We start from the raw sequence: 18,249 nt of genomic DNA, 5'->3' as shown, positions 1-18,249 counted from the left end.
AGATGAAAGTGGTAAAGGATTGTGAAGCATGATAATTAAAACAAAATATCACGGAGAAATCAGAATAGACGAAGGGCAGATTATCTCATTTGAAAACGGCCTGCCGGGATTTAATGACGAGACTCAATTTGTTGTTCTTCCTTTGTCGGAAGATTCACCGTTTTTGGCGCTGCAGTCTGTCAAACAGGAGCACATCGCCTTTATTGTCGCCAGTCCGTTTATTTTCTTTAAAGGGTACGAATTTGACATTGACCATGCGACGCTTGAGCTTTTGCATATTGAAGATATAGAGGACGTCGAAGTGATGGCGATTTTAACGCTGGAAGAGCCTTTTGAAAACACGACCGCCAATTTAAAAGCGCCGATTATCGTCAATAAAAAGGAAATGAAGGCGAAACAAATCATTTTACATGATGCTTCCTATGAAACAAAACATCTGATAGGAGGAGGATCATGCTAGTTCTCTCAAGAAAAGTGAATGAGTCCATTCAGATCGGGCCGGATATTGAAATAAAGGTGATCGCAATCGAAGGAGAGCAAGTGAAGCTGGGAATTGAAGCGCCTCAGCACGTAGATATTCATCGGAAAGAAATCTACTTGTCGATCCTGGAAGAGAACAACAGAGCCGTATCTTTTAATACTGATTTATTACTTAACCTATCCTCACAAAAAAAGTGAGGATTTTTTTATTTTCAATATAAACAATAGAAGCGGCCATCCGATATATATAGTGTAGCCAATGAGAGGAAAAATTTTCTTAAGAATGACGCTGCGCAAATGCACAAGGACGTGCGAAAAACAATTCAGGGAGGAAATACAAAATGAGAATCAACCACAATATCGCGGCTCTTAACACTAGCCGTCAGCTGAATGCAGGTTCAAACTCTGCTGCAAAAAACATGGAAAAATTATCTTCAGGTCTTCGCATCAACCGCGCTGGTGATGACGCTGCGGGTCTTGCGATCTCTGAAAAAATGCGTTCTCAAATTCGCGGTTTAGACATGGCGTCTAAAAACGCTCAAGACGGAATCTCTCTTATCCAAACATCTGAGGGTGCATTGAACGAAACTCACAGCATTCTTCAGCGTATGAGCGAGCTTGCTACACAAGCGGCAAACGATACAAACACAGATTCTGACCGTTCTGAGCTTCAAAAAGAGATGGACCAATTATCATCTGAAGTAACAAGAATCTCTACTGACACTGAGTTCAACACGAAGAAACTTCTTGACGGAACTGCAAAAGATCTTACGTTCCAAATCGGAGCTAACGAAGGTCAAACCATGACTTTGTCTATCAATAAAATGGACTCTGAAAGCCTGAAAGTTGGTACGACTTATACAGCTCAAGCTGATGGAACACTTAAATCAGGTGATGGAAATAGCACTGCTACTTGGGCAGATGAAGAAGTAACAGACGGTAAAGTTACAAAAGAAGCTGGTTATTATGATGATAAAGGTGCTCTAGTAGGAAGTGAAAAACTAGAAGAAGGCGAAAAGTTATCTAAAGGTATCGACATCTCTTCTTCAGCTAAAGCTGCGTCTTCAGCTCTTACAACAATCAAAACAGCTATCGACACAGTATCAAGCGAGCGCGCTAAACTTGGTGCGGTTCAAAACCGTTTAGAGCACACAATCAACAACCTTGGTACTTCTTCTGAGAACCTGACTTCTGCTGAATCACGTATCCGTGACGTAGACATGGCTTCTGAGATGATGGAGTACACGAAAAACAACATCCTTACTCAGGCTTCTCAAGCTATGCTTGCTCAAGCTAACCAACAGCCTCAGCAAGTTCTTCAATTGCTTAAAGGTTAATGACGGAAAGATCCTGGTTCTCCAGGGTCTTTTTTTTATTTCTTCAGCTATCTCCCCCCTTCAGCAAGCCAAAGAACCCTATTGACAAAATGAAACATTATATTTTGCAGTTAAATTATTGAAAACCTTTTAATATGACCGATATAAGAATAAGATCATACATTTATGGAGCTGTGATATGATAAACAGTCGGAAACTCACTGTTGTCATAGAGCCGTCTACGACTAAACGCCGAAAAGGAGAGGGTACATATGGTCACAAGAATCACAGGCCTTAATTCCGGTCTTGATGTAGATTCTCTGGTGAAAAAACTAATGGATGCCGAAAAGCAGCCGCTTAATAAATTAAATCAGCAAAAACAGACGCTTGAATGGAAGCGCGATGCTTATCGGGAAATGAATACCCAGATTGCCGACATGTATTCTACTACATTTAATAATATGCTGATGTCCACAAACTGGAATAAAAAAACAGTAACAAGTTCGGATTCCAGTGTCAGCGCGGCGGCCGTCAGTGCTGAGCAAAATATTTCAACGAGTATGTCTGTACAGCAGCTGGCCACGCCGACGACATATAAATCATCGGGCGCCATCAATTTCACTTCAGGTCAGAGCCAAACATTGAAATTCAATGTCACAAATCCGGGTGAAACGAAGCCGACTGAGGTAAACGTCACGATCGCCGCAACCGATACGATTGACGATGTCATTTCTAAACTGAACAGCTCAGGCCTTGGGGTGACGGCTTTAAAAGAGAAAATCTCTAATGGCACGGATTATGTGGATACGATCGCGTTCACTTCCAATAAAACGGGGGAAGGGTTTACACTTGCCGCAGGTGATGACGCGACCAAAAGCTTTCTGAAAGATCAGCTCGGTTTTGCCGTTGATGATGCGACAAATGAACTGACGGCCAATGCCGAAGGGAAAAATGCGAAGTTTACGTTCAACGGGCTTGAAATGACAAAAACGTCCAATAACTTTACGATCAACGGCATCAAATACACGCTGAACAGCGTGACGGACAGCAATAAAACGGTTACGATTAACAGCACGACTGATACGGACGGGATTTTTGACAACATTAAAGATTTCGTTGATAAATACAATACGTTAATTAAAAGCGCAAACGAGAAGGTGACAGAATCAAAGTACCGCGATTATAAGCCGCTAACCGATGAACAAAGAGAAGCGATGACCGATAAGCAGATTGAGCAGTGGGAAGCAAAGGCCAAAAGCGGTTTATTACGGAGCGACAGCACGCTGCAGAACGGTTTGGCGGAGATGCGGCTTGATCTGTACTCAACGGTTACGATTGACGGGAAAAAATATCAGCTTGCCGATTTCGGAATTGAGACGTCTGATAGTTATACGGATCAAGGAAAACTTGTTATTAAAGACGAAGCGAAACTGAAACAGAAAATTACCGAGAACCCTTCTCTCGTGGCTAAACTGTTTAATGCAGACAGCCCTGATACAGCGAAAACCAAAAACCCGGAGGAACAGGGGATTGCCCGGAGATTAAAAGACACATTAAACAAAATGCAGACTCAAATTTCAAAACAGGCGGGTACGGAAAGCTCGGTATCAACCAGCTTTGCCATCGGAAAAAGCCTGAATGAAATAGAAACAAATATTTCCAATATGAAAACGAAGCTGGATGATATCGAAACGAGATATTATAAAAAGTTCAGCGCACTGGATACGGCATTGGAGAAATTGAACAGCCAATCTTCATATCTCACGTCAATGTTAGGATCTTCAACATCATAACCTTGGAGGTTTTATAAAAATGGCAATAAATAATCCTTTTGCTGCTTATCAGCAGACATCCGTCTTTACAGCCGCTCCGGAAGAGCTGACCCTTATGCTTTATAACGGCTGCCTGCGATTCATTAAGCTGGCAAGGCAGGCGATGAAGCAAAACAACCTTGAAGCCAAAAATGAAAATATCGTAAAGGCGCAAAACATCATTCAAGAGCTCAGCATCACCTTAAACCGGGAGATTGAGATTTCTGAACAGATGTCATCCATCTATGATTACATCCGCCGCCGGCTGATCGACGCGAACGTGCAGAATAACGGAGAGTTTTTAGATGAAGCGGAAAAGCTCGTTACTGAATTTCGCGACACGTGGAAGCAGGCCATGCAGAGTGAACGGAAAAACAGCCATGGCGCGGGCGGCCTTGCCTGATGAACAGCAATGTCTTTTCTTTGTATAACGAAACGAAGAACATGTACGCCGCACTGAAGGACGCCCCGGAAAGCGACGGTCTCATCAGCAGCGTTACGGCATTTACGGAGAAAAGGGAGGAGATGCTTGCGGGCATAAAGCCGCCTTTTTCCGAAGAAGAAAAAACGCTGCTTCAGCAGGTGGCCGCGATGGACCGTCTGATTACCGGCGAAGTGAAACGGATTCAGGATGGTATCCGAAATGAAATAAAAACGCTTAAGAAAAAACGAATCTACCATAATACGTATTTCAATCCGTATCATCAAACGACAAGTGACGGCCGTTATTACGACAAACGCAAATAGGTGAGTGTTTTGAGAAGTTTGAACGATTACCATTTGGTGTCAGCCTATTACCAGCTTCTTTTTACGATTGATGAGGGGCTTTGCTACCTGTTGGACACGCAGGATGATTTTTTTAAGACGGAGGGCGAGCGGATTTACAACGATTTGATTCAGGCTTTTTTTCATCTCGATTCCTCTCATGCGCTTCTGCTGTCTATCATTGAGTGCCGATGCGTGGAGACGGCGATCCGCTCATTTGACGAGATCTTTCAGGATTTCAGCATGTTAAATGATTATGATTTCCCGTCCGCCCCTTTTCAGGAGTTTTTAAAAACCATCTTTCTGCCGCATTATAAGCTATGGATGGAGCAGACGCACGACTGCATCAAACCGTATGTTCTTCACTAGACCTGCTGCAAGCGGCAGGTCTTTTGCCTGCGTCCTCTGCATATACTTATAATCCTGCCGGAAGCTGCGGGATAAAACCGACACCATTCGTCATCGTTCACCGAATTTACACATTATTTTAACGTTTCAGCAGGGATCAGAAGGGGTAAAAGAGAAATAGTTACATATCCTTAGATAAAGGGAGGCGTTCTTTGATGAACTACAATATCAGAGGAGAAAACATTGAGGTTACACCTGCGTTAAAGGATCATGTGGAGAGAAAAATCGGCAAGCTGGAACGATATTTCGAGCAGAGCGTCAATGCCGATGTGAACGTCAACTTAAAATTCTATAATGATAAGGAATCCAAAGTTGAAGTCACCATTCCGATGACTGATCTGGCGCTTCGTTCCGAAGTGCATAACGAGGATATGTACAATGCAATTGATCTCGCAACAAACAAGCTGGAACGTCAAATCCGAAAGCACAAAACAAAAGTCAACCGAAAATTCCGCGAGCAGGGTCTTCCGAAACATTATTTCGAGAACGGCAGCGCTGCTGATACGGGCGTAGCGGTTCAGGACGAAATTGAAGATGACAGCCCGGAAATTGTCCGTCAAAAGCGTTTTAATTTAAAACCGATGGATAATGAAGAAGCGATTCTCCAAATGAATATGCTCGGACATAATTTCTTCGTATTCACCAACGCGGAGACGAATCTCACAAATGTCGTTTACCGCAGAAATGACGGCAAATACGGATTAATTGAACCGACTGAATAAACCCACCCAGCCTTCCGTGAACGCGCGGAGGGTTTTTCTCTATCTTTATCTGCAAATTCTTTGGAAATAGCAAAAGGTATGTTATGATAATGAGAGGTATACATGGACAGAAAATTATCATTTATTCCATGCAAAATCTGCATGTGAACATAGAGGAGCGTTATAGATGCTTGGGATTTTAAATAAAATGTTTGATCCGACCAAACGTGCGCTGAACAAATACGAAAAAATAGCAAATGACATTGATGCCGTAAGAGGAGATTATGAAAATCTCTCTGACGAGGCGCTTAAACATAAAACGGCAGAATTTAAAGAGCGGCTTGAAAAAGGAGAAACAACGGATGATCTTCTTGTCGAAGCGTTTGCCGTCGTTCGTGAAGCTTCCCGCCGCGTAACCGGCATGTTCCCGTTTAAAGTGCAGCTGATGGGGGGCATCGCCCTTCATGAGGGGAACATTTCCGAAATGAAAACAGGGGAAGGGAAAACGCTGACGTCCACGCTTCCCGTGTATTTAAATGCCTTGACGGGAAAAGGCGTTCACGTCGTAACGGTCAACGAATATCTGGCGAGCCGTGATGCCCAGCAAATGGGAGAAATTTTTGCGTTTCTCGGGCTTACAGTCGGCCTGAACCTGAATTCGATGTCAAAAGACGAAAAACGCGAAGCTTACGCAGCCGATATCACGTATTCAACGAACAATGAACTCGGCTTTGATTATTTGCGTGACAACATGGTGCTCTATAAAGAACAAATGGTGCAGCGCCCGCTTCATTTTGCCGTTATTGATGAAGTCGATTCAATTTTAGTCGATGAAGCGAGAACGCCATTGATTATTTCCGGACAAGCTCAGAAGTCCACAAAACTGTACGTGCAGGCAAATGCGTTTGTCCGCACACTCAAGAAAGATCAGGATTATACGTATGACGTCAAAACGAAGGGCGTTCAGCTGACGGAAGAAGGAATGACGAAGGCTGAAAAAACGTTCGGCATCGACAACCTGTTTGATGTCAAAAACGTGGCCTTGAACCACCATATCAACCAGGCTTTAAAAGCTCATGCGGCGATGCAGAAAGACGTGGATTATGTTGTTGAGGACGGCCAGGTCGTCATCGTTGATTCCTTCACCGGCCGTCTGATGAAAGGACGCCGCTACAGCGAAGGTCTTCACCAGGCGATTGAGGCGAAAGAAGGCCTGGAGATTCAAAATGAAAGCATGACATTGGCGACGATTACGTTCCAAAACTATTTCCGTATGTACGAAAAGCTGGCCGGTATGACCGGTACCGCAAAAACGGAAGAGGAAGAATTCCGCAATATTTATAACATGCAGGTTGTATCTATCCCGACCAACCAGCCGGTCATCCGTGACGACCGTCCGGACTTGATCTACCGCTCAATGGAAGGAAAATTCAAGGCGGTGGCGGAGGATGTCGCCCAGCGCTACATGACCGGACAGCCGGTTCTTGTCGGTACGGTTGCCGTTGAAACGTCTGAATTGATTTCTAAACTTCTGAAAAACAAAGGGATTCCGCATCAGGTGCTGAATGCCAAAAACCATGAGCGTGAAGCTCAGATTATTGAAGAAGCGGGACAAAAAGGCGCTGTCACGATTGCGACCAACATGGCGGGACGCGGAACCGACATTAAACTCGGCGAAGGCGTAAAAGAGCTTGGCGGCCTCGCAGTCGTCGGTACGGAACGCCACGAATCCCGCCGGATTGACAATCAGCTCCGCGGACGTTCAGGACGTCAGGGAGACCCGGGCATCACACAATTTTATCTTTCAATGGAAGATGAATTGATGCGCCGTTTCGGAGCTGAACGGACGATGGCGATGCTTGACCGGTTCGGTATGGATGACTCCACGCCGATTCAGAGCAAAATGGTGTCACGCGCCGTGGAATCATCTCAAAAACGTGTCGAAGGAAACAACTTTGATTCACGTAAACAGCTTCTTCAATATGACGACGTGCTCCGTCAGCAGCGCGAAGTCATTTACAAGCAGCGTTTTGAAGTCATTGACTCTGAAAACCTGCGTGACATTGTGGAAGGCATGATCAAGTCTTCACTGGAGCGTGCGATTGCCGCTTATACGCCGAAAGAGGAGCTTCCGGAAGAATGGAATCTTGACGGCCTCGTGGAGCTGGTGAATTCAACGTATCTTGATGAAGGCGCGCTTGAAAAGAGCGATATCTTCGGAAAAGAACCGGATGAAATGCATGAGATGATCATGGACCGCATCATGACAAAATATAATGAAAAAGAAGAGAATTTCGGCACAGAGCAGATGCGTGAATTTGAAAAAGTCATCGTATTGCGTGCCGTTGATTCAAAATGGATGGATCATATTGATGCGATGGATCAGCTGCGTCAAGGGATTCACCTCCGCGCTTATGCGCAGACAAATCCGCTGCGTGAATATCAAATGGAAGGCTTCGCAATGTTTGAGCACATGATTGAGTCCATTGAGGACGAAGTTGCGAAATTCGTTATGAAGGCCGAGATTGAAAGCAATCTGGAACGCGAAGAAGTTGTTCAGGGCCAAACGACGGCTCATCAGCCGCAGGACGGCGATGAGGCCAAACAAGCGAAAAAAGCGCCGGTGCGCAAAGTTGTGGATATCGGACGCAACGCGCCTTGCCATTGCGGCAGCGGAAAAAAATATAAAAATTGCTGCGGCCGGACAGAATAGTCTCGACTGTATGAAGCGAACATGACCGGGTCTGCGTCTTATGGCGCCCCGGATCTTTTAATGAGGTGAATGGAATGGAATTATCAGAAATCAGGGCAGAGCTCGAAAATATGGCTTCTCGTTTAGCGGACTTCAGGGGGTCTCTTTGACCTCGAATCAAAGGAAGCCCGCATTGCAGAATTAGATGAAAAGATGGCGGAACCGGAATTCTGGAATGACCAGCAGAAGGCCCAAACCGTCATTAACGAAGCGAACGGTCTGAAAGAATACGTGAACTCCTATCATCAGCTGAGCGAGTCTCACGAAGAGCTGCAAATGACACATGATCTATTAAAAGAAGACCCTGACCAGGACCTTCAGCAAGAGCTTGAAAAAGAGCTGAAGTCATTAACGAAGGAATTGAATGAATTTGAGCTTCAGCTGCTGCTCAGTGAACCATATGACAAAAATAACGCGATTTTAGAACTTCACCCGGGCGCCGGCGGTACGGAATCCCAGGACTGGGGTTCCATGCTGCTCAGAATGTATACCCGCTGGGCGGAAAGACACGGTTTCAAAGTTGAAACGCTAGATTATCTCCCGGGAGATGAAGCGGGAATTAAGTCAGTCACACTGCTTATTAAAGGCCACAATGCATACGGCTATTTAAAAGCGGAAAAAGGCGTACACCGCCTCGTGCGGATTTCTCCATTTGATTCATCAGGCCGCCGCCACACGTCATTCGTGTCATGTGAAGTCATGCCTGAATTCAATGAAGAAATCGACATTGATATTCGTACCGAAGATATTAAAGTTGATACGTACCGGGCGAGCGGTGCCGGCGGACAGCACGTCAATACGACTGATTCAGCCGTTCGGATCACCCACCTGCCGACAAATGTAGTCGTCACGTGCCAGACGGAACGTTCACAAATCAAAAACCGCGACCGGGCGATGAAAATGCTCAAAGCGAAGCTGTATCAGCGCAGAATCGAAGAACAGCAGGCGGAGCTTGACGAAATCCGCGGCGAACAGAAAGAAATCGGCTGGGGCAGCCAAATCCGCTCGTACGTCTTCCATCCGTACTCCATGGTGAAAGATCACCGGACCAATACGGAAATGGGGAACGTGCAGGCGGTTATGGACGGAGATATTGATATCTTCATTGACGCCTATTTACGTTCTAAACTGTCGTAATCCGGGAACACACCTGCCTGTGGCAAGGTGTGTTTTTTTATCCGTTCTCTTTTTCCATTTTTCACAACAGCGCTTTAGCAAATTAATACGGTATTTGGCTGTTATTTACTTCTAAGCCGGGAAGACTTAAAATGCTATCGAGAGAAAATCGGAGAACGGAGGATTTTGCATGGATGTGAATCACAATAAGCCGCTCCGTCTGATCAAAGATTATATATACATCATGATCGGCGCGGCGATTACGGGGGTCGTGTTTAACGTATTTTTGCTGCCGAACCGTATAGCAGCGGGGGGAGTAAGCGGGATCAGCACCATTTTAGAAACGTTTGGTTTTGAACCGGCTTACGTGCAGTGGATTATTAACATCCCTTTGTTTATCGCCGGAGTGATTATTCTCGGCGGGAAGTTCGGAATGAAGACACTGGTCGGTTCCATCGTTCTGCCGCTCGCTGTCTATTTAACAAGAGATCTGCCTGCCGCGACGACCCATGAACTGCTGGCGGCGATTTTCGGAGGCGTCGGGATCGGAACGGGAATCGGCATCGTGTATCTCGGCAAAGGCTCCACGGGGGGAACGGCTCTGGCGGGGCAGATCATTCACAAATACACGGGACTGTCGCTGGGAACGTGCCTTGCCATCATGGACGGATTAATTGTGCTGAGCGCGATGCTCGTTTTCGGAGTGGAGCAGGGACTGTATGCGATGCTCGGGGTATTTATTTCAAGCAAAACGATTGATGTCGTGCAGGTCGGGTTCAACCGCTCCAAAATGGCTTTAATCATTACGCAGCATGAAGAAGCCGTCAGGTCGGCTGTGTTTAAAGAAATCGACAGGGGTGTGACGAAGATTTCCGCAGTCGGCGGGTATACGGAACATGACCGGCCGATCTTAATGTGTGTCGTCGGCCAGACCGAATTCACAAAACTGAAACAAATCGTCAAACAAATTGATGAGTCAGCCTTTGTCATTGTCGCAGACGCAAGCGAGGTGCTCGGCGAGGGTTTCAAACGCGCGTAAACGGGGTTATAATAGCGAAGGGGTGCATCTTACATATGAAATCAAAATGGGCGCTGCTGGCGCTGGTTCTGACCATGTCCGTCCTGCTGGCGGCATGCGGCGGTTCCAATGAATCGAAAAAAGAAAGCTCTGACAGCTCAGGCGGGTCAAAAGCATCTGCGTCAGCGGGAGAAGAGCTTTATCAGCAAAGCTGTATCGGCTGTCACGGTAAAGACTTAGAAGGCGGCGGAGGTCCGAATTTACAGGAAGTCGGCGGGAAGTATGATGAAGCTAAAATTGAAAGCATCATTAAAAACGGACGCGGCAATATGCCGAGCCATCTTGTAAATGATGAGGAAGCCGCGAAGATCGCAAAATGGCTGTCACAGAAAAAATAACAGAAAAACCTTGCCTGTTATAGGGGCAAGGTTTTTTCACGGCCTGGGAATGAAAAGAAACTGTAATAGTAATATGTCTAAATTTGACGTATAATGAAGTGTACTGAGGAAAAGGAACTTTCAGATTTTTCATCTGTTTCCTGGTAAATCGGCCATAAACCGCTGTACGTTTGCGAACTCTATGGCTGCAAGACATAATTAAAAGATTAGGTGATTTCATGATAGAGATGAAAGAAGTATATAAATCCTATCCGAACGGTGTAAAAGCGATTAACGGGCTGTCAGTCATGATTCATCCCGGAGAATTTGTATATGTCGTAGGACCGAGCGGAGCCGGTAAATCTACTTTTATTAAAATGATTTACAGAGAAGAAAAACCGACAAAAGGGCAAATATTGATTAATCATAAAGATCTCGCGTCTGTGAAAGAAAAAGAGATTCCTTTCGTGCGGCGTAAAATAGGTGTTGTTTTCCAAGATTTCAAACTTCTTCCGAAACTGACGGTATTTGAAAACGTCGCGTTCGCGCTTGAGGTTATCGGAGAGCAGCAGTCAGTCATTAAAAAACGCGTGCTCGAAGTGCTCGATCTTGTGCAGCTGAAGCATAAAGCGCGGCAGTTTCCCGACCAGCTTTCCGGAGGAGAACAGCAGCGTGTTTCCATCGCAAGATCCATCGTCAACAATCCTGACGTCGTGATAGCTGACGAACCGACGGGCAACCTTGATCCGGTAACATCATGGGAAGTCATGAAGACGCTGGAAGAGATTAATAACCGCGGAACGACCGTCGTGATGGCGACACACAATAAAGAAATAGTAAACACCATGAAGAAACGGGTCATCGCGATCGAAGACGGAATTATTGTGCGTGATGAGTCAAGAGGGGAGTATGGTTCTTATGATTAAAATTCTCGGGCGCCATTTGCGTGAGAGTTTTAAATCTCTCGGAAGAAACACATGGATGACATTTGCATCCATCAGCGCCGTTACCGTTACATTGATTTTGGTCGGCGTGTTTTTAGTCATTATGCTGAATTTAAACAACATGGCTAAAAATGCTGAAAAAGAAGTGGAAATTAAAGTATTAATCGATCTGACGTCTAATAAGAAAACGCAGGATACGCTGCAGAATGAGATTAAAGACATCTCGGGAATCCAAAGCGTAGAGTTTTCATCTAAAGATAAAGAGCTTGATCAATTGGTCAAAAGCTTCGGCGACAGCGGAAAGGCCATGAAAATGCAAGATCAGGAAAACCCGCTGAACAACGCGTTTATCGTCAAAACGACAGATCCGCATGATACGCCGAAAGTCGCGAAAAAAATTGAGAAGCTTGATCATGTGTATAAAGTGACATACGGGAAAGAAGAAGTCAGCCGTCTGTTTAAGATCGTCGGGGTGTCACGCAACATCGGGATTGCGTTAATCATCGGCCTTCTGTTCACGGCGATGTTCTTAATTTCAAATACGATTAAAATCACGATTTTCGCCAGAAGAAAAGAGATTGAAATCATGAAGCTTGTCGGCGCGACAAACTGGTTTATCCGCTGGCCGTTCTTCCTGGAAGGGCTGCTGCTGGGGGTATTCGGTTCTATCATACCGATCGCTCTCGTGCTGAGTACGTACCAGTCGATGGTCGCTTGGGTGGCCCCGAAAGTTCAGGGCTCATTTGTTTCACTTCTGCCGTACAGCCCGTTTGTGTTCCAAGTATCACTTGTGCTCATTCTGATCGGCGCGGTTATCGGAGTATGGGGAAGTCTGACTTCCATCCGGAAATTCCTTCGTGTATAAATACAAAAGCCAGTCTGATATAGACTGGCTTTTTTTAATGGTTTCGTTACTGAATGACGGGCAGGGCCGGTGATCCGGGCTTTAATGTAAAGTCATAAGACGATTCGTCACGGTACATCGGGTCCGCATAAATGGAATCCGAATCGTTTGCCGTTCCTTTTTGGTACGCTGTGAATGAATCATATTCTCTGTTCTTCCAATACCAAATGCCGTCTTTTCCCGCTTCTTTGTGATAGACGTTATGATTAACGGTATTGCCTTCGTTTTTCGTATAATCATTTGCGATAAAAATCCGTGAACCGCTTGCCGTCATGATGTTTTTTTCGATCGTGTTCCCTTTTGTGCCGTACTGCAGCAGCAGCTGGCCGCCGTCAAGGTCCTTCGTGTCATTTCGATACATAATGTTATGAGCGATCACCGAATTGATGGTGCCGCCGCGTTTCGTGTCATAGCCTCCGATTGAAATACCGGTGTAAGCATTGCCGTACACCTTGTTATCCGTAATCCGGATATCTCGTGCGTATTTCCCTTTATGTTCGGAAGTGGCTTCAATGCCGAGGTCATTGTTGTAAACGGTGTTATTCTTAATGTCCACATGTTCTGCGCCGTCAACGTAAATACCGCCCGCTGAATATTCATCTCCGTAAGCGGGATTTCCGTAAGAAGAGTTATGGCTCACCGTATTGTTTTCAATGACGCCGTTTCGTGCATAGTCGTTTTGCTTGGACGTTCCTTCGTATCCGATCACGTCAATCCCGATATTGTTATTGTCCCGGATGGTATTGCCGGCAATCTTAAATCCGTCAACATTCCCGTTCAGCACGACCGCTTCGCTTGCGCCGAGCGTCAGTTTTTCAACCGTATTATTTGTGATGCTGACATCCTTCATGGCGCCTGTGCCGTAAAACGCAATGCCGTGTGCATTTCCCTCATCAGCCGTGGTTTTAATGTTTCGGATATGGTTGCCGTCAATGTTGATATGACTGCTTGATCCGGTAACGCAGATCCCCATGGCCGTCGCATCTTCTGATGATACGGAGAGATTCTCAAGCGTAACGCCGTGAATGGTAATGTACTGTTTATTGCGGATTTGAATTAACGGAGTTTCAGAATCGCTTTTTGGCGCAGATTTGCCGCTGATTGAGACATGCTCATTCTGATAGTTCCGAAATGTAATCGGCTTTTCGGCCGTGCCGCTGTGCTTTACTTCAAACGTTTCATCGTACGTCCCTTCCCGAATCAATACGGTTGTCCCGGCCTCTGCCTTTTCAGCCGCATGTTTTAATGTGCGGAACGGCTTTTCTTTCGTTCCTTCATTTTGGTCGCTGCCTGCCGGAGAAACATACAGGGCGTCCGTCTGCATTTTTTCATTGGCCTCTGTTTTTGGCCAGACAAAGGCGGTAATGCCTGCGGCCAGAACCGCCGCGGATAAAATCGATAATTTTATTTTCATATCGCATTCTCCTGTATATTTAATGAATTGCATACAAAATATTATACGTTACCCATATATATGTAACAATCTCGCTTTTTCATTTTTTTGTTGCCGTTACATGAATTCTTTGCAATTTACACATACTATCTCCAGGTTTTCGTAAAAGGACTAAGAGGAGGTAAACGATGAAGCAGAAAATGATCGCAGTGATAGCTGCCGTCAGCATCATGTGCGGCGGAGCCCATATTGCCGGGGCGGCACAGCCGAATTCATCAGACGCAGAAAGAAGCCGGGCAATGGATAAAATCGAAAAAGCATATGAGCTGATCTCGAACGAATACGTGGAAAATGTAGATAAAGAAAAGCTTCTTGAAGGAGCGATTCAGGGGATGCTGTCTACATTAAACGACCCTTATTCCGTTTATATGGACAAGCAGACCGCCAAGCAGTTTTCCGATTCTCTTGATTCTTCTTTCGAAGGGATCGGCGCTGAAGTCGGTATGAAAGACAATAAAATCATTATCGTATCACCGTTTAAGCAATCTCCGGCGGAAAAAGCGGGCCTCAAGCCGAATGATGAAATCATCAGCATAAACGGCGAGTCAATGAACGGGAAAGGTTTAAACGAAGCCGTGCTGAAAATCAGAGGAAAAAAAGGATCGAAGGTTTCTATTAAAATACAGCGTCCGGGTACTGATAAACAGCTGTCATTCCGGATTAAAAGAGCGGAAATCCCGCTTGAAACCGTATTTGCTTCCCGCAAAGAATCAGGCGGCCATCATGTCGGCTACATCGGCATATCGACATTTTCCGAGCATACCGCCCAGGACTTCGCCGCGGCGCTGAAAAAGCTTGAAAAACAAGGGATTGACGGTCTCGTCCTTGATGTAAGAGGGAATCCCGGCGGCTACCTTCAAAGCGTCGAACAAATTTTAAAGCATTTCATCACAAAAGACATGCCGTATATCCAAATTGCGGAGCGTAACGGCGATAAAAAACAATATTTCTCAACCTTAAAACATAAGAAGCCGTATCCCGTCAATGTCATTACGGATAAAGGAAGCGCCTCCGCTTCAGAAATTCTTGCGGGTGCGTTAAAAGAAGCGGGACATTATGACGTTGTCGGTGACACTTCTTTCGGTAAAGGAACGGTTCAGCAGGCCGTGCCTATGGGAGACGGGAGCAACATTAAATTGACGCTTTACAAATGGCTGACACCGAAAGGCAATTGGATTCACAAAAAAGGCATTGCTCCGACAATCGCTGTGAGCCAGCCGGATTATTTTGCGGCGGGACCGCTTCAGCTGAAACAGCCGCTTCAGCCTGATATGAACAGCGCGGATGTCAAGCACGCCCAAATCCTGCTGAAAGGCCTAGGCTTCGACCCGGGCAGAGCAGACGGCTATTTCAGCAAAACAATGAAAAAAGCCGTTCTGGCGTTTCAAGACCGGTACAAGCTTGATAAAACAGCGGTCATTGATAAAAAGACAGCGGAAAAAATGAATCAGCTGATGAATGAACAGAAATCTGACGAAAAAAATGATTTACAGCTGCAAATGGCGTTAAAATCATTATTTGTAAAATAAATGAAAAGGAGGCGTTTTTTACGTCTCCTGTTTCTTTTGTCACTCTCTAAAAATGAACTAAAAGACATATAATTATGTCGGTTTTGACAAGATATTAAAAAAATTTTCACATTTAAACATTTATAAAGGACAAACATTACCCGATATTTATAGAGAAGAGAGACTTTATGCCGAGTTAATATGTATTCAAAATGAAACTTTTGAAAGTTGCCTCAGTCAGTTTTAGTTCTTACAATAAAAGAAGGTTCTAATAGAGAACAGTTTTAGTTTGGCAGCTGCATTTCAGTATCGAAAGCAGAAGTGTTTGCGGCGCTTCAGCACGGCAGCTGTAATCACCCGTGCTTATCTGGATAAAAAAATGGGGGTTCACAATTGAAGAGGGCAAGTATTGTGCGTGAAAAAAAATATTATGAATTAGTGGAACAACTAAAAGACAGAACAAAAGACGTCACATTTTCATCAACAAAAGCACTAAGTCTTCTTATGCTGTTCAGCAGATACCTGGTCAATTACACAAATGTTGAATGCGTTCACGAAATCAATGAAGAGTGTGCGAAGCATTATTTCACTTACTTAATGAAAAACCATAAACGTTTAGGAATCAATCTGACGGATATTAAGCGGTCCATGCTTCTGATCAGCGGCGTGATCGAGGTGGAGGTTGACCACTATCTGAAAGATTTCTCTCTCTCAAATGTAACGCTGTGGATGACGGAAGAGAGATAGACGTTTGAGATATTCAAGCCAATGATTATTTGGTAGAATAGAATTAAAATGTTTGGCTTGAGGCGGTGAAAGCAGTGTCTGTTCAATGGGGAATTGAACTTCTGAAAAGTATCGGTCTGTTTTTTTTGCACCCGATGTTCTGGTTTTTTATCATCATAAGTCTCGCATGCGGATATTTGCGGATCAAACGTGAACGCCATACGTTTCATACAAAAATCGCGGATATGTATGACGAGCTTATCTTTACATACATAAAAGGACTTATACCGGGTATTCTTCTCTCCATATTATTTTTTGGACTGGGAATTTCGATTCCATTCGGTCTTCTCGGCATAATCGCGGCTGTGACGGCTTTGGCTTCGCTGACGTTCCGTATGAATTGGCTGTCATCAGCTTATATTGTCAGCGCCGGCATGTTCATTGCGTTTATCCTTCAGTATACCGACACAGTGCCGTTTGCGGATCGGTTTCCGCAGGCATTCGGCGTGAATTGGGCATCGGCGGCCGTGTTTATGGGCCTTTTGATTATCACGGAGGGAGCGGCTGCCTGCCGTTCAGCGCATCTGAAAACATCTCCGGCGCTTGTCGTCAGCAGCAGAGGCCTGCCCATCGGCCGACAATTGGCGAATCGCGCATGGCTGTTTCCGCTTTTCTTATTGGTGCCGGGCAGCGGGCTTGAGTCACACCTTTCCTGGTGGCCTGTCTTTACCGTGCCGGGCGGCTCTTTCCATTTGATCTGGATTCCTTATATCGCCGGCTTCGGACAGCGTGTGCAGGGGTCACTTCCGGAAGTCAGCATAAGGATAACAGCGAAACGTGTCATGATTCTCGGGATTATCGTGGCCGTATTCGGGGCAGCGGCCCTTTGGTGGACTCCGCTTGCCGGAGCTGCCGCTTGTATTGCGGTGCTCGGACGCCTGTTTTTATCATTGAGACAGCGGCTGAACGATAACGCGGCTCCGTTTTATTTCTCTAAGCGGGATCAGGGCTTAATGGTGCTCGGCATCATTCCGAACACACCCGCGGACGATCTTGAGCTGAAGATCGGTGAGATTATTACGAAGGTAAACGGCATCCCCGTGAAGCATGTATCGGATTTTTATGAAGCACTTCAAAAAAACCGCGCATTTGTAAAAATGGAGATCATCGGCCTGAACGGTGAGATCCGGTTTGATCAGCGCGCGTCCTATGAAGGCGAACATCATGAATTAGGTATTTTATTCGTGCAGGATGAACACGAGCACGAAGAAATGACAGCATTATAATGTGATTTTTCATAATTATTCGGAATAGTTTCAAGAACTCCTAAACTAGATTTCAAAATCAGCTAGAAAGTAAAACAGCTAAGAAAATTATATTTTCTTAGCTGTTTTATTTTGAAATAATAAAAAAATAAATGAAGGAGAGGTATGGCTTATTGGAAAGGTTATTGCTAACTCCAAAACCTTTAGAAGATGAATCTTTAGCAGGATATATATTAAGAATAACTGATTATAATGGTTATGAAAATTCTAGTTTGATATATACTATGGCAATATTTGAGGAATCCATGTTGCGAAAAATTCTAATGATTTAAAAAGCATTCTATGAGAAAAATTATACTGGAAAAATCCATTCTATTTCTGGTCCAAAGTTCAATGATGGAAATAAAATACTTTTCCCCATTAATGTATTAAAAGACATTCAAGTCCACAAATACCACTTTTAAAATTCAATTACAAACGTAAAACACCTACCTATTACATGTTTACCAAAATACGTAACTGGTAGGTTATAATATCACCATTACATCTTCACTTTTATAAAGATATCCTTCGCTCCCATCAATCTCAATACCTGAAATCGGCTCAATTCCCATCCCACTTTAATTTTTTCATCATATACACAGAGATGGTATTATGCTTTTCCGCAATTTCTTTTAGAGTAATATATTTTTTTGAAACATCTGT

At 44.7% G+C, this 18,249-nt stretch carries 18 protein-coding genes; 17 read left to right on the top strand and 1 reads right to left on the bottom strand.

Features of this window, described 5'->3' with window-relative positions; genetic code table 11:
* The first annotated feature begins 28 nt into the window (after positions 1–28).
* From fliW to ftsX, 14 genes are all read left to right on the top strand, one after another.
* Positions 29–460, top strand: coding sequence for a flagellar assembly protein FliW (gene fliW, locus AR442_RS15230; protein ID WP_007407475.1), 432 nt, complete (start codon positions 29–31; stop codon positions 458–460).
* Positions 454–678 (top strand): carbon storage regulator CsrA, encoded by a 225-nt coding sequence (gene csrA, locus AR442_RS15225; protein WP_003151402.1) that lies wholly within the window; start codon positions 454–456, stop codon positions 676–678. The genes fliW and csrA overlap by 7 nt, the downstream gene beginning before the upstream one ends.
* A gap of 143 nt (positions 679–821) precedes the next feature.
* Positions 822–1,817: a flagellin N-terminal helical domain-containing protein gene (locus AR442_RS15220; protein WP_022553864.1), complete on the top strand. Its 996-nt coding sequence runs from the start codon at positions 822–824 to the stop codon at positions 1,815–1,817.
* Positions 1,818–2,068: 251 nt separating this feature from the next.
* Entirely contained in the window at positions 2,069–3,589 is a 1,521-nt protein-coding gene (locus tag AR442_RS15215; RefSeq protein ID WP_053285366.1) for a flagellar hook-associated protein 2, read from the top strand.
* 19 nt (positions 3,590–3,608) lie between these two features.
* A complete protein-coding gene (gene fliS, locus AR442_RS15210) occupies positions 3,609–4,010 on the top strand; it encodes a flagellar export chaperone FliS (protein WP_003151407.1) in 402 nt (133 codons plus the stop codon).
* Positions 4,010–4,354: a flagella biosynthesis regulatory protein FliT gene (gene fliT / locus AR442_RS15205; RefSeq protein ID WP_007407472.1), complete on the top strand. Its 345-nt coding sequence runs from the start codon at positions 4,010–4,012 to the stop codon at positions 4,352–4,354. The genes fliS and fliT overlap by 1 nt, the downstream gene beginning before the upstream one ends.
* 9 nt (positions 4,355–4,363) lie before the next feature.
* A complete protein-coding gene (locus AR442_RS15200) occupies positions 4,364–4,741 on the top strand; it encodes a DUF8042 domain-containing protein (RefSeq protein WP_003151412.1) in 378 nt (125 codons plus the stop codon).
* A gap of 194 nt (positions 4,742–4,935) precedes the next feature.
* Positions 4,936–5,502 (top strand): ribosome hibernation-promoting factor, HPF/YfiA family, encoded by a 567-nt coding sequence (gene hpf / locus AR442_RS15195; protein ID WP_003151413.1) that lies wholly within the window; start codon positions 4,936–4,938, stop codon positions 5,500–5,502.
* 166 nt (positions 5,503–5,668) lie between these two features.
* Complete coding sequence (gene secA, locus AR442_RS15190) at positions 5,669–8,194, top strand: preprotein translocase subunit SecA (RefSeq protein ID WP_007407469.1); 2,526 nt, start codon at positions 5,669–5,671, stop codon at positions 8,192–8,194.
* 74 nt (positions 8,195–8,268) lie between these two features.
* A protein-coding gene (gene prfB, locus AR442_RS15185; RefSeq protein ID WP_101293994.1) for a peptide chain release factor 2 occupies positions 8,269–9,370 on the top strand; the annotation gives its coding sequence in 2 pieces (ribosomal slippage) (positions 8,269–8,340 and positions 8,342–9,370; 1,101 coding nt in all).
* A gap of 169 nt (positions 9,371–9,539) precedes the next feature.
* Complete coding sequence (locus AR442_RS15180; RefSeq protein ID WP_007614078.1) at positions 9,540–10,388, top strand: YitT family protein; 849 nt, start codon at positions 9,540–9,542, stop codon at positions 10,386–10,388.
* Between the two features lie 35 nt (positions 10,389–10,423).
* Complete coding sequence (cccB, locus tag AR442_RS15175; RefSeq protein WP_003151417.1) at positions 10,424–10,765, top strand: cytochrome c551; 342 nt, start codon at positions 10,424–10,426, stop codon at positions 10,763–10,765.
* Positions 10,766–10,983: 218 nt separating this feature from the next.
* The gene (gene ftsE, locus AR442_RS15170) at positions 10,984–11,670 is read left to right on the top strand and encodes a cell division ATP-binding protein FtsE (RefSeq protein WP_007407465.1); all 687 of its coding nucleotides are present in this window, start codon (positions 10,984–10,986) and stop codon (positions 11,668–11,670) included.
* Positions 11,663–12,553: a permease-like cell division protein FtsX gene (gene ftsX, locus AR442_RS15165; protein ID WP_007407464.1), complete on the top strand. Its 891-nt coding sequence runs from the start codon at positions 11,663–11,665 to the stop codon at positions 12,551–12,553. Before ftsE ends, ftsX begins: the two co-directional genes overlap by 8 nt.
* A gap of 46 nt (positions 12,554–12,599) precedes the next feature.
* Here ftsX and AR442_RS15160 read toward each other — a convergent pair whose 3' ends face one another.
* On the bottom strand, positions 12,600–14,006 hold the full coding sequence (locus tag AR442_RS15160) for a right-handed parallel beta-helix repeat-containing protein (protein WP_014419000.1): 1,407 nt from the start codon (positions 14,004–14,006) through the stop codon (positions 12,600–12,602).
* 209 nt (positions 14,007–14,215) lie between these two features.
* Here AR442_RS15160 and ctpB point away from each other — a divergent pair, with 209 nt between their 5' ends.
* From ctpB to minJ, 3 genes are all read left to right on the top strand, one after another.
* The gene (gene ctpB / locus AR442_RS15155; protein WP_373925933.1) at positions 14,216–15,574 is read left to right on the top strand and encodes a carboxy-terminal processing protease CtpB; all 1,359 of its coding nucleotides are present in this window, start codon (positions 14,216–14,218) and stop codon (positions 15,572–15,574) included.
* 372 nt (positions 15,575–15,946) lie between these two features.
* The gene (swrA, locus tag AR442_RS15150) at positions 15,947–16,300 is read left to right on the top strand and encodes a swarming motility protein SwrAA (protein WP_014305920.1); all 354 of its coding nucleotides are present in this window, start codon (positions 15,947–15,949) and stop codon (positions 16,298–16,300) included.
* 74 nt (positions 16,301–16,374) lie between these two features.
* Entirely contained in the window at positions 16,375–17,565 is a 1,191-nt protein-coding gene (gene minJ / locus AR442_RS15145; protein ID WP_014418998.1) for a cell division topological determinant MinJ, read from the top strand.
* The last annotated feature ends 684 nt before the right edge of the window (positions 17,566–18,249 follow it).

The organism is Bacillus velezensis, assembly GCF_001461825.1.
GTDB classification, from domain to species: domain Bacteria; phylum Bacillota; class Bacilli; order Bacillales; family Bacillaceae; genus Bacillus; species Bacillus velezensis.
The sequence above is the reverse complement of the archived record's forward strand: the minus strand, read 5'-3'. Positions and strand labels throughout refer to the sequence as shown.

What these genes read in the sequence shown, in the direction of transcription:
- AR442_RS15215 (WP_053285366.1), top strand. Translation starts at nt 2,069, where the DNA reads ATGGTCACAAGAATCACAGGCCTTAATTCCGGTCTTGATGTAGATTCT.
- fliW (WP_007407475.1), top strand. Translation starts at nt 29, where the DNA reads ATGATAATTAAAACAAAATATCACGGAGAAATCAGAATAGACGAAGGG.
- ftsE (WP_007407465.1), top strand. Translation starts at nt 10,984, where the DNA reads ATGATAGAGATGAAAGAAGTATATAAATCCTATCCGAACGGTGTAAAA.
- AR442_RS15180 (WP_007614078.1), top strand. Translation starts at nt 9,540, where the DNA reads ATGGATGTGAATCACAATAAGCCGCTCCGTCTGATCAAAGATTATATA.
- fliT (WP_007407472.1), top strand. Translation starts at nt 4,010, where the DNA reads ATGAACAGCAATGTCTTTTCTTTGTATAACGAAACGAAGAACATGTAC.
- fliS (WP_003151407.1), top strand. Translation starts at nt 3,609, where the DNA reads ATGGCAATAAATAATCCTTTTGCTGCTTATCAGCAGACATCCGTCTTT.
- ftsX (WP_007407464.1), top strand. Translation starts at nt 11,663, where the DNA reads ATGATTAAAATTCTCGGGCGCCATTTGCGTGAGAGTTTTAAATCTCTC.
- AR442_RS15160 (WP_014419000.1), bottom strand. Translation starts at nt 14,006, where the DNA reads ATGAAAATAAAATTATCGATTTTATCCGCGGCGGTTCTGGCCGCAGGC.
- ctpB (WP_373925933.1), top strand. Translation starts at nt 14,216, where the DNA reads ATGTGCGGCGGAGCCCATATTGCCGGGGCGGCACAGCCGAATTCATCA.
- secA (WP_007407469.1), top strand. Translation starts at nt 5,669, where the DNA reads ATGCTTGGGATTTTAAATAAAATGTTTGATCCGACCAAACGTGCGCTG.
- cccB (WP_003151417.1), top strand. Translation starts at nt 10,424, where the DNA reads ATGAAATCAAAATGGGCGCTGCTGGCGCTGGTTCTGACCATGTCCGTC.
- csrA (WP_003151402.1), top strand. Translation starts at nt 454, where the DNA reads ATGCTAGTTCTCTCAAGAAAAGTGAATGAGTCCATTCAGATCGGGCCG.
- AR442_RS15220 (WP_022553864.1), top strand. Translation starts at nt 822, where the DNA reads ATGAGAATCAACCACAATATCGCGGCTCTTAACACTAGCCGTCAGCTG.
- hpf (WP_003151413.1), top strand. Translation starts at nt 4,936, where the DNA reads ATGAACTACAATATCAGAGGAGAAAACATTGAGGTTACACCTGCGTTA.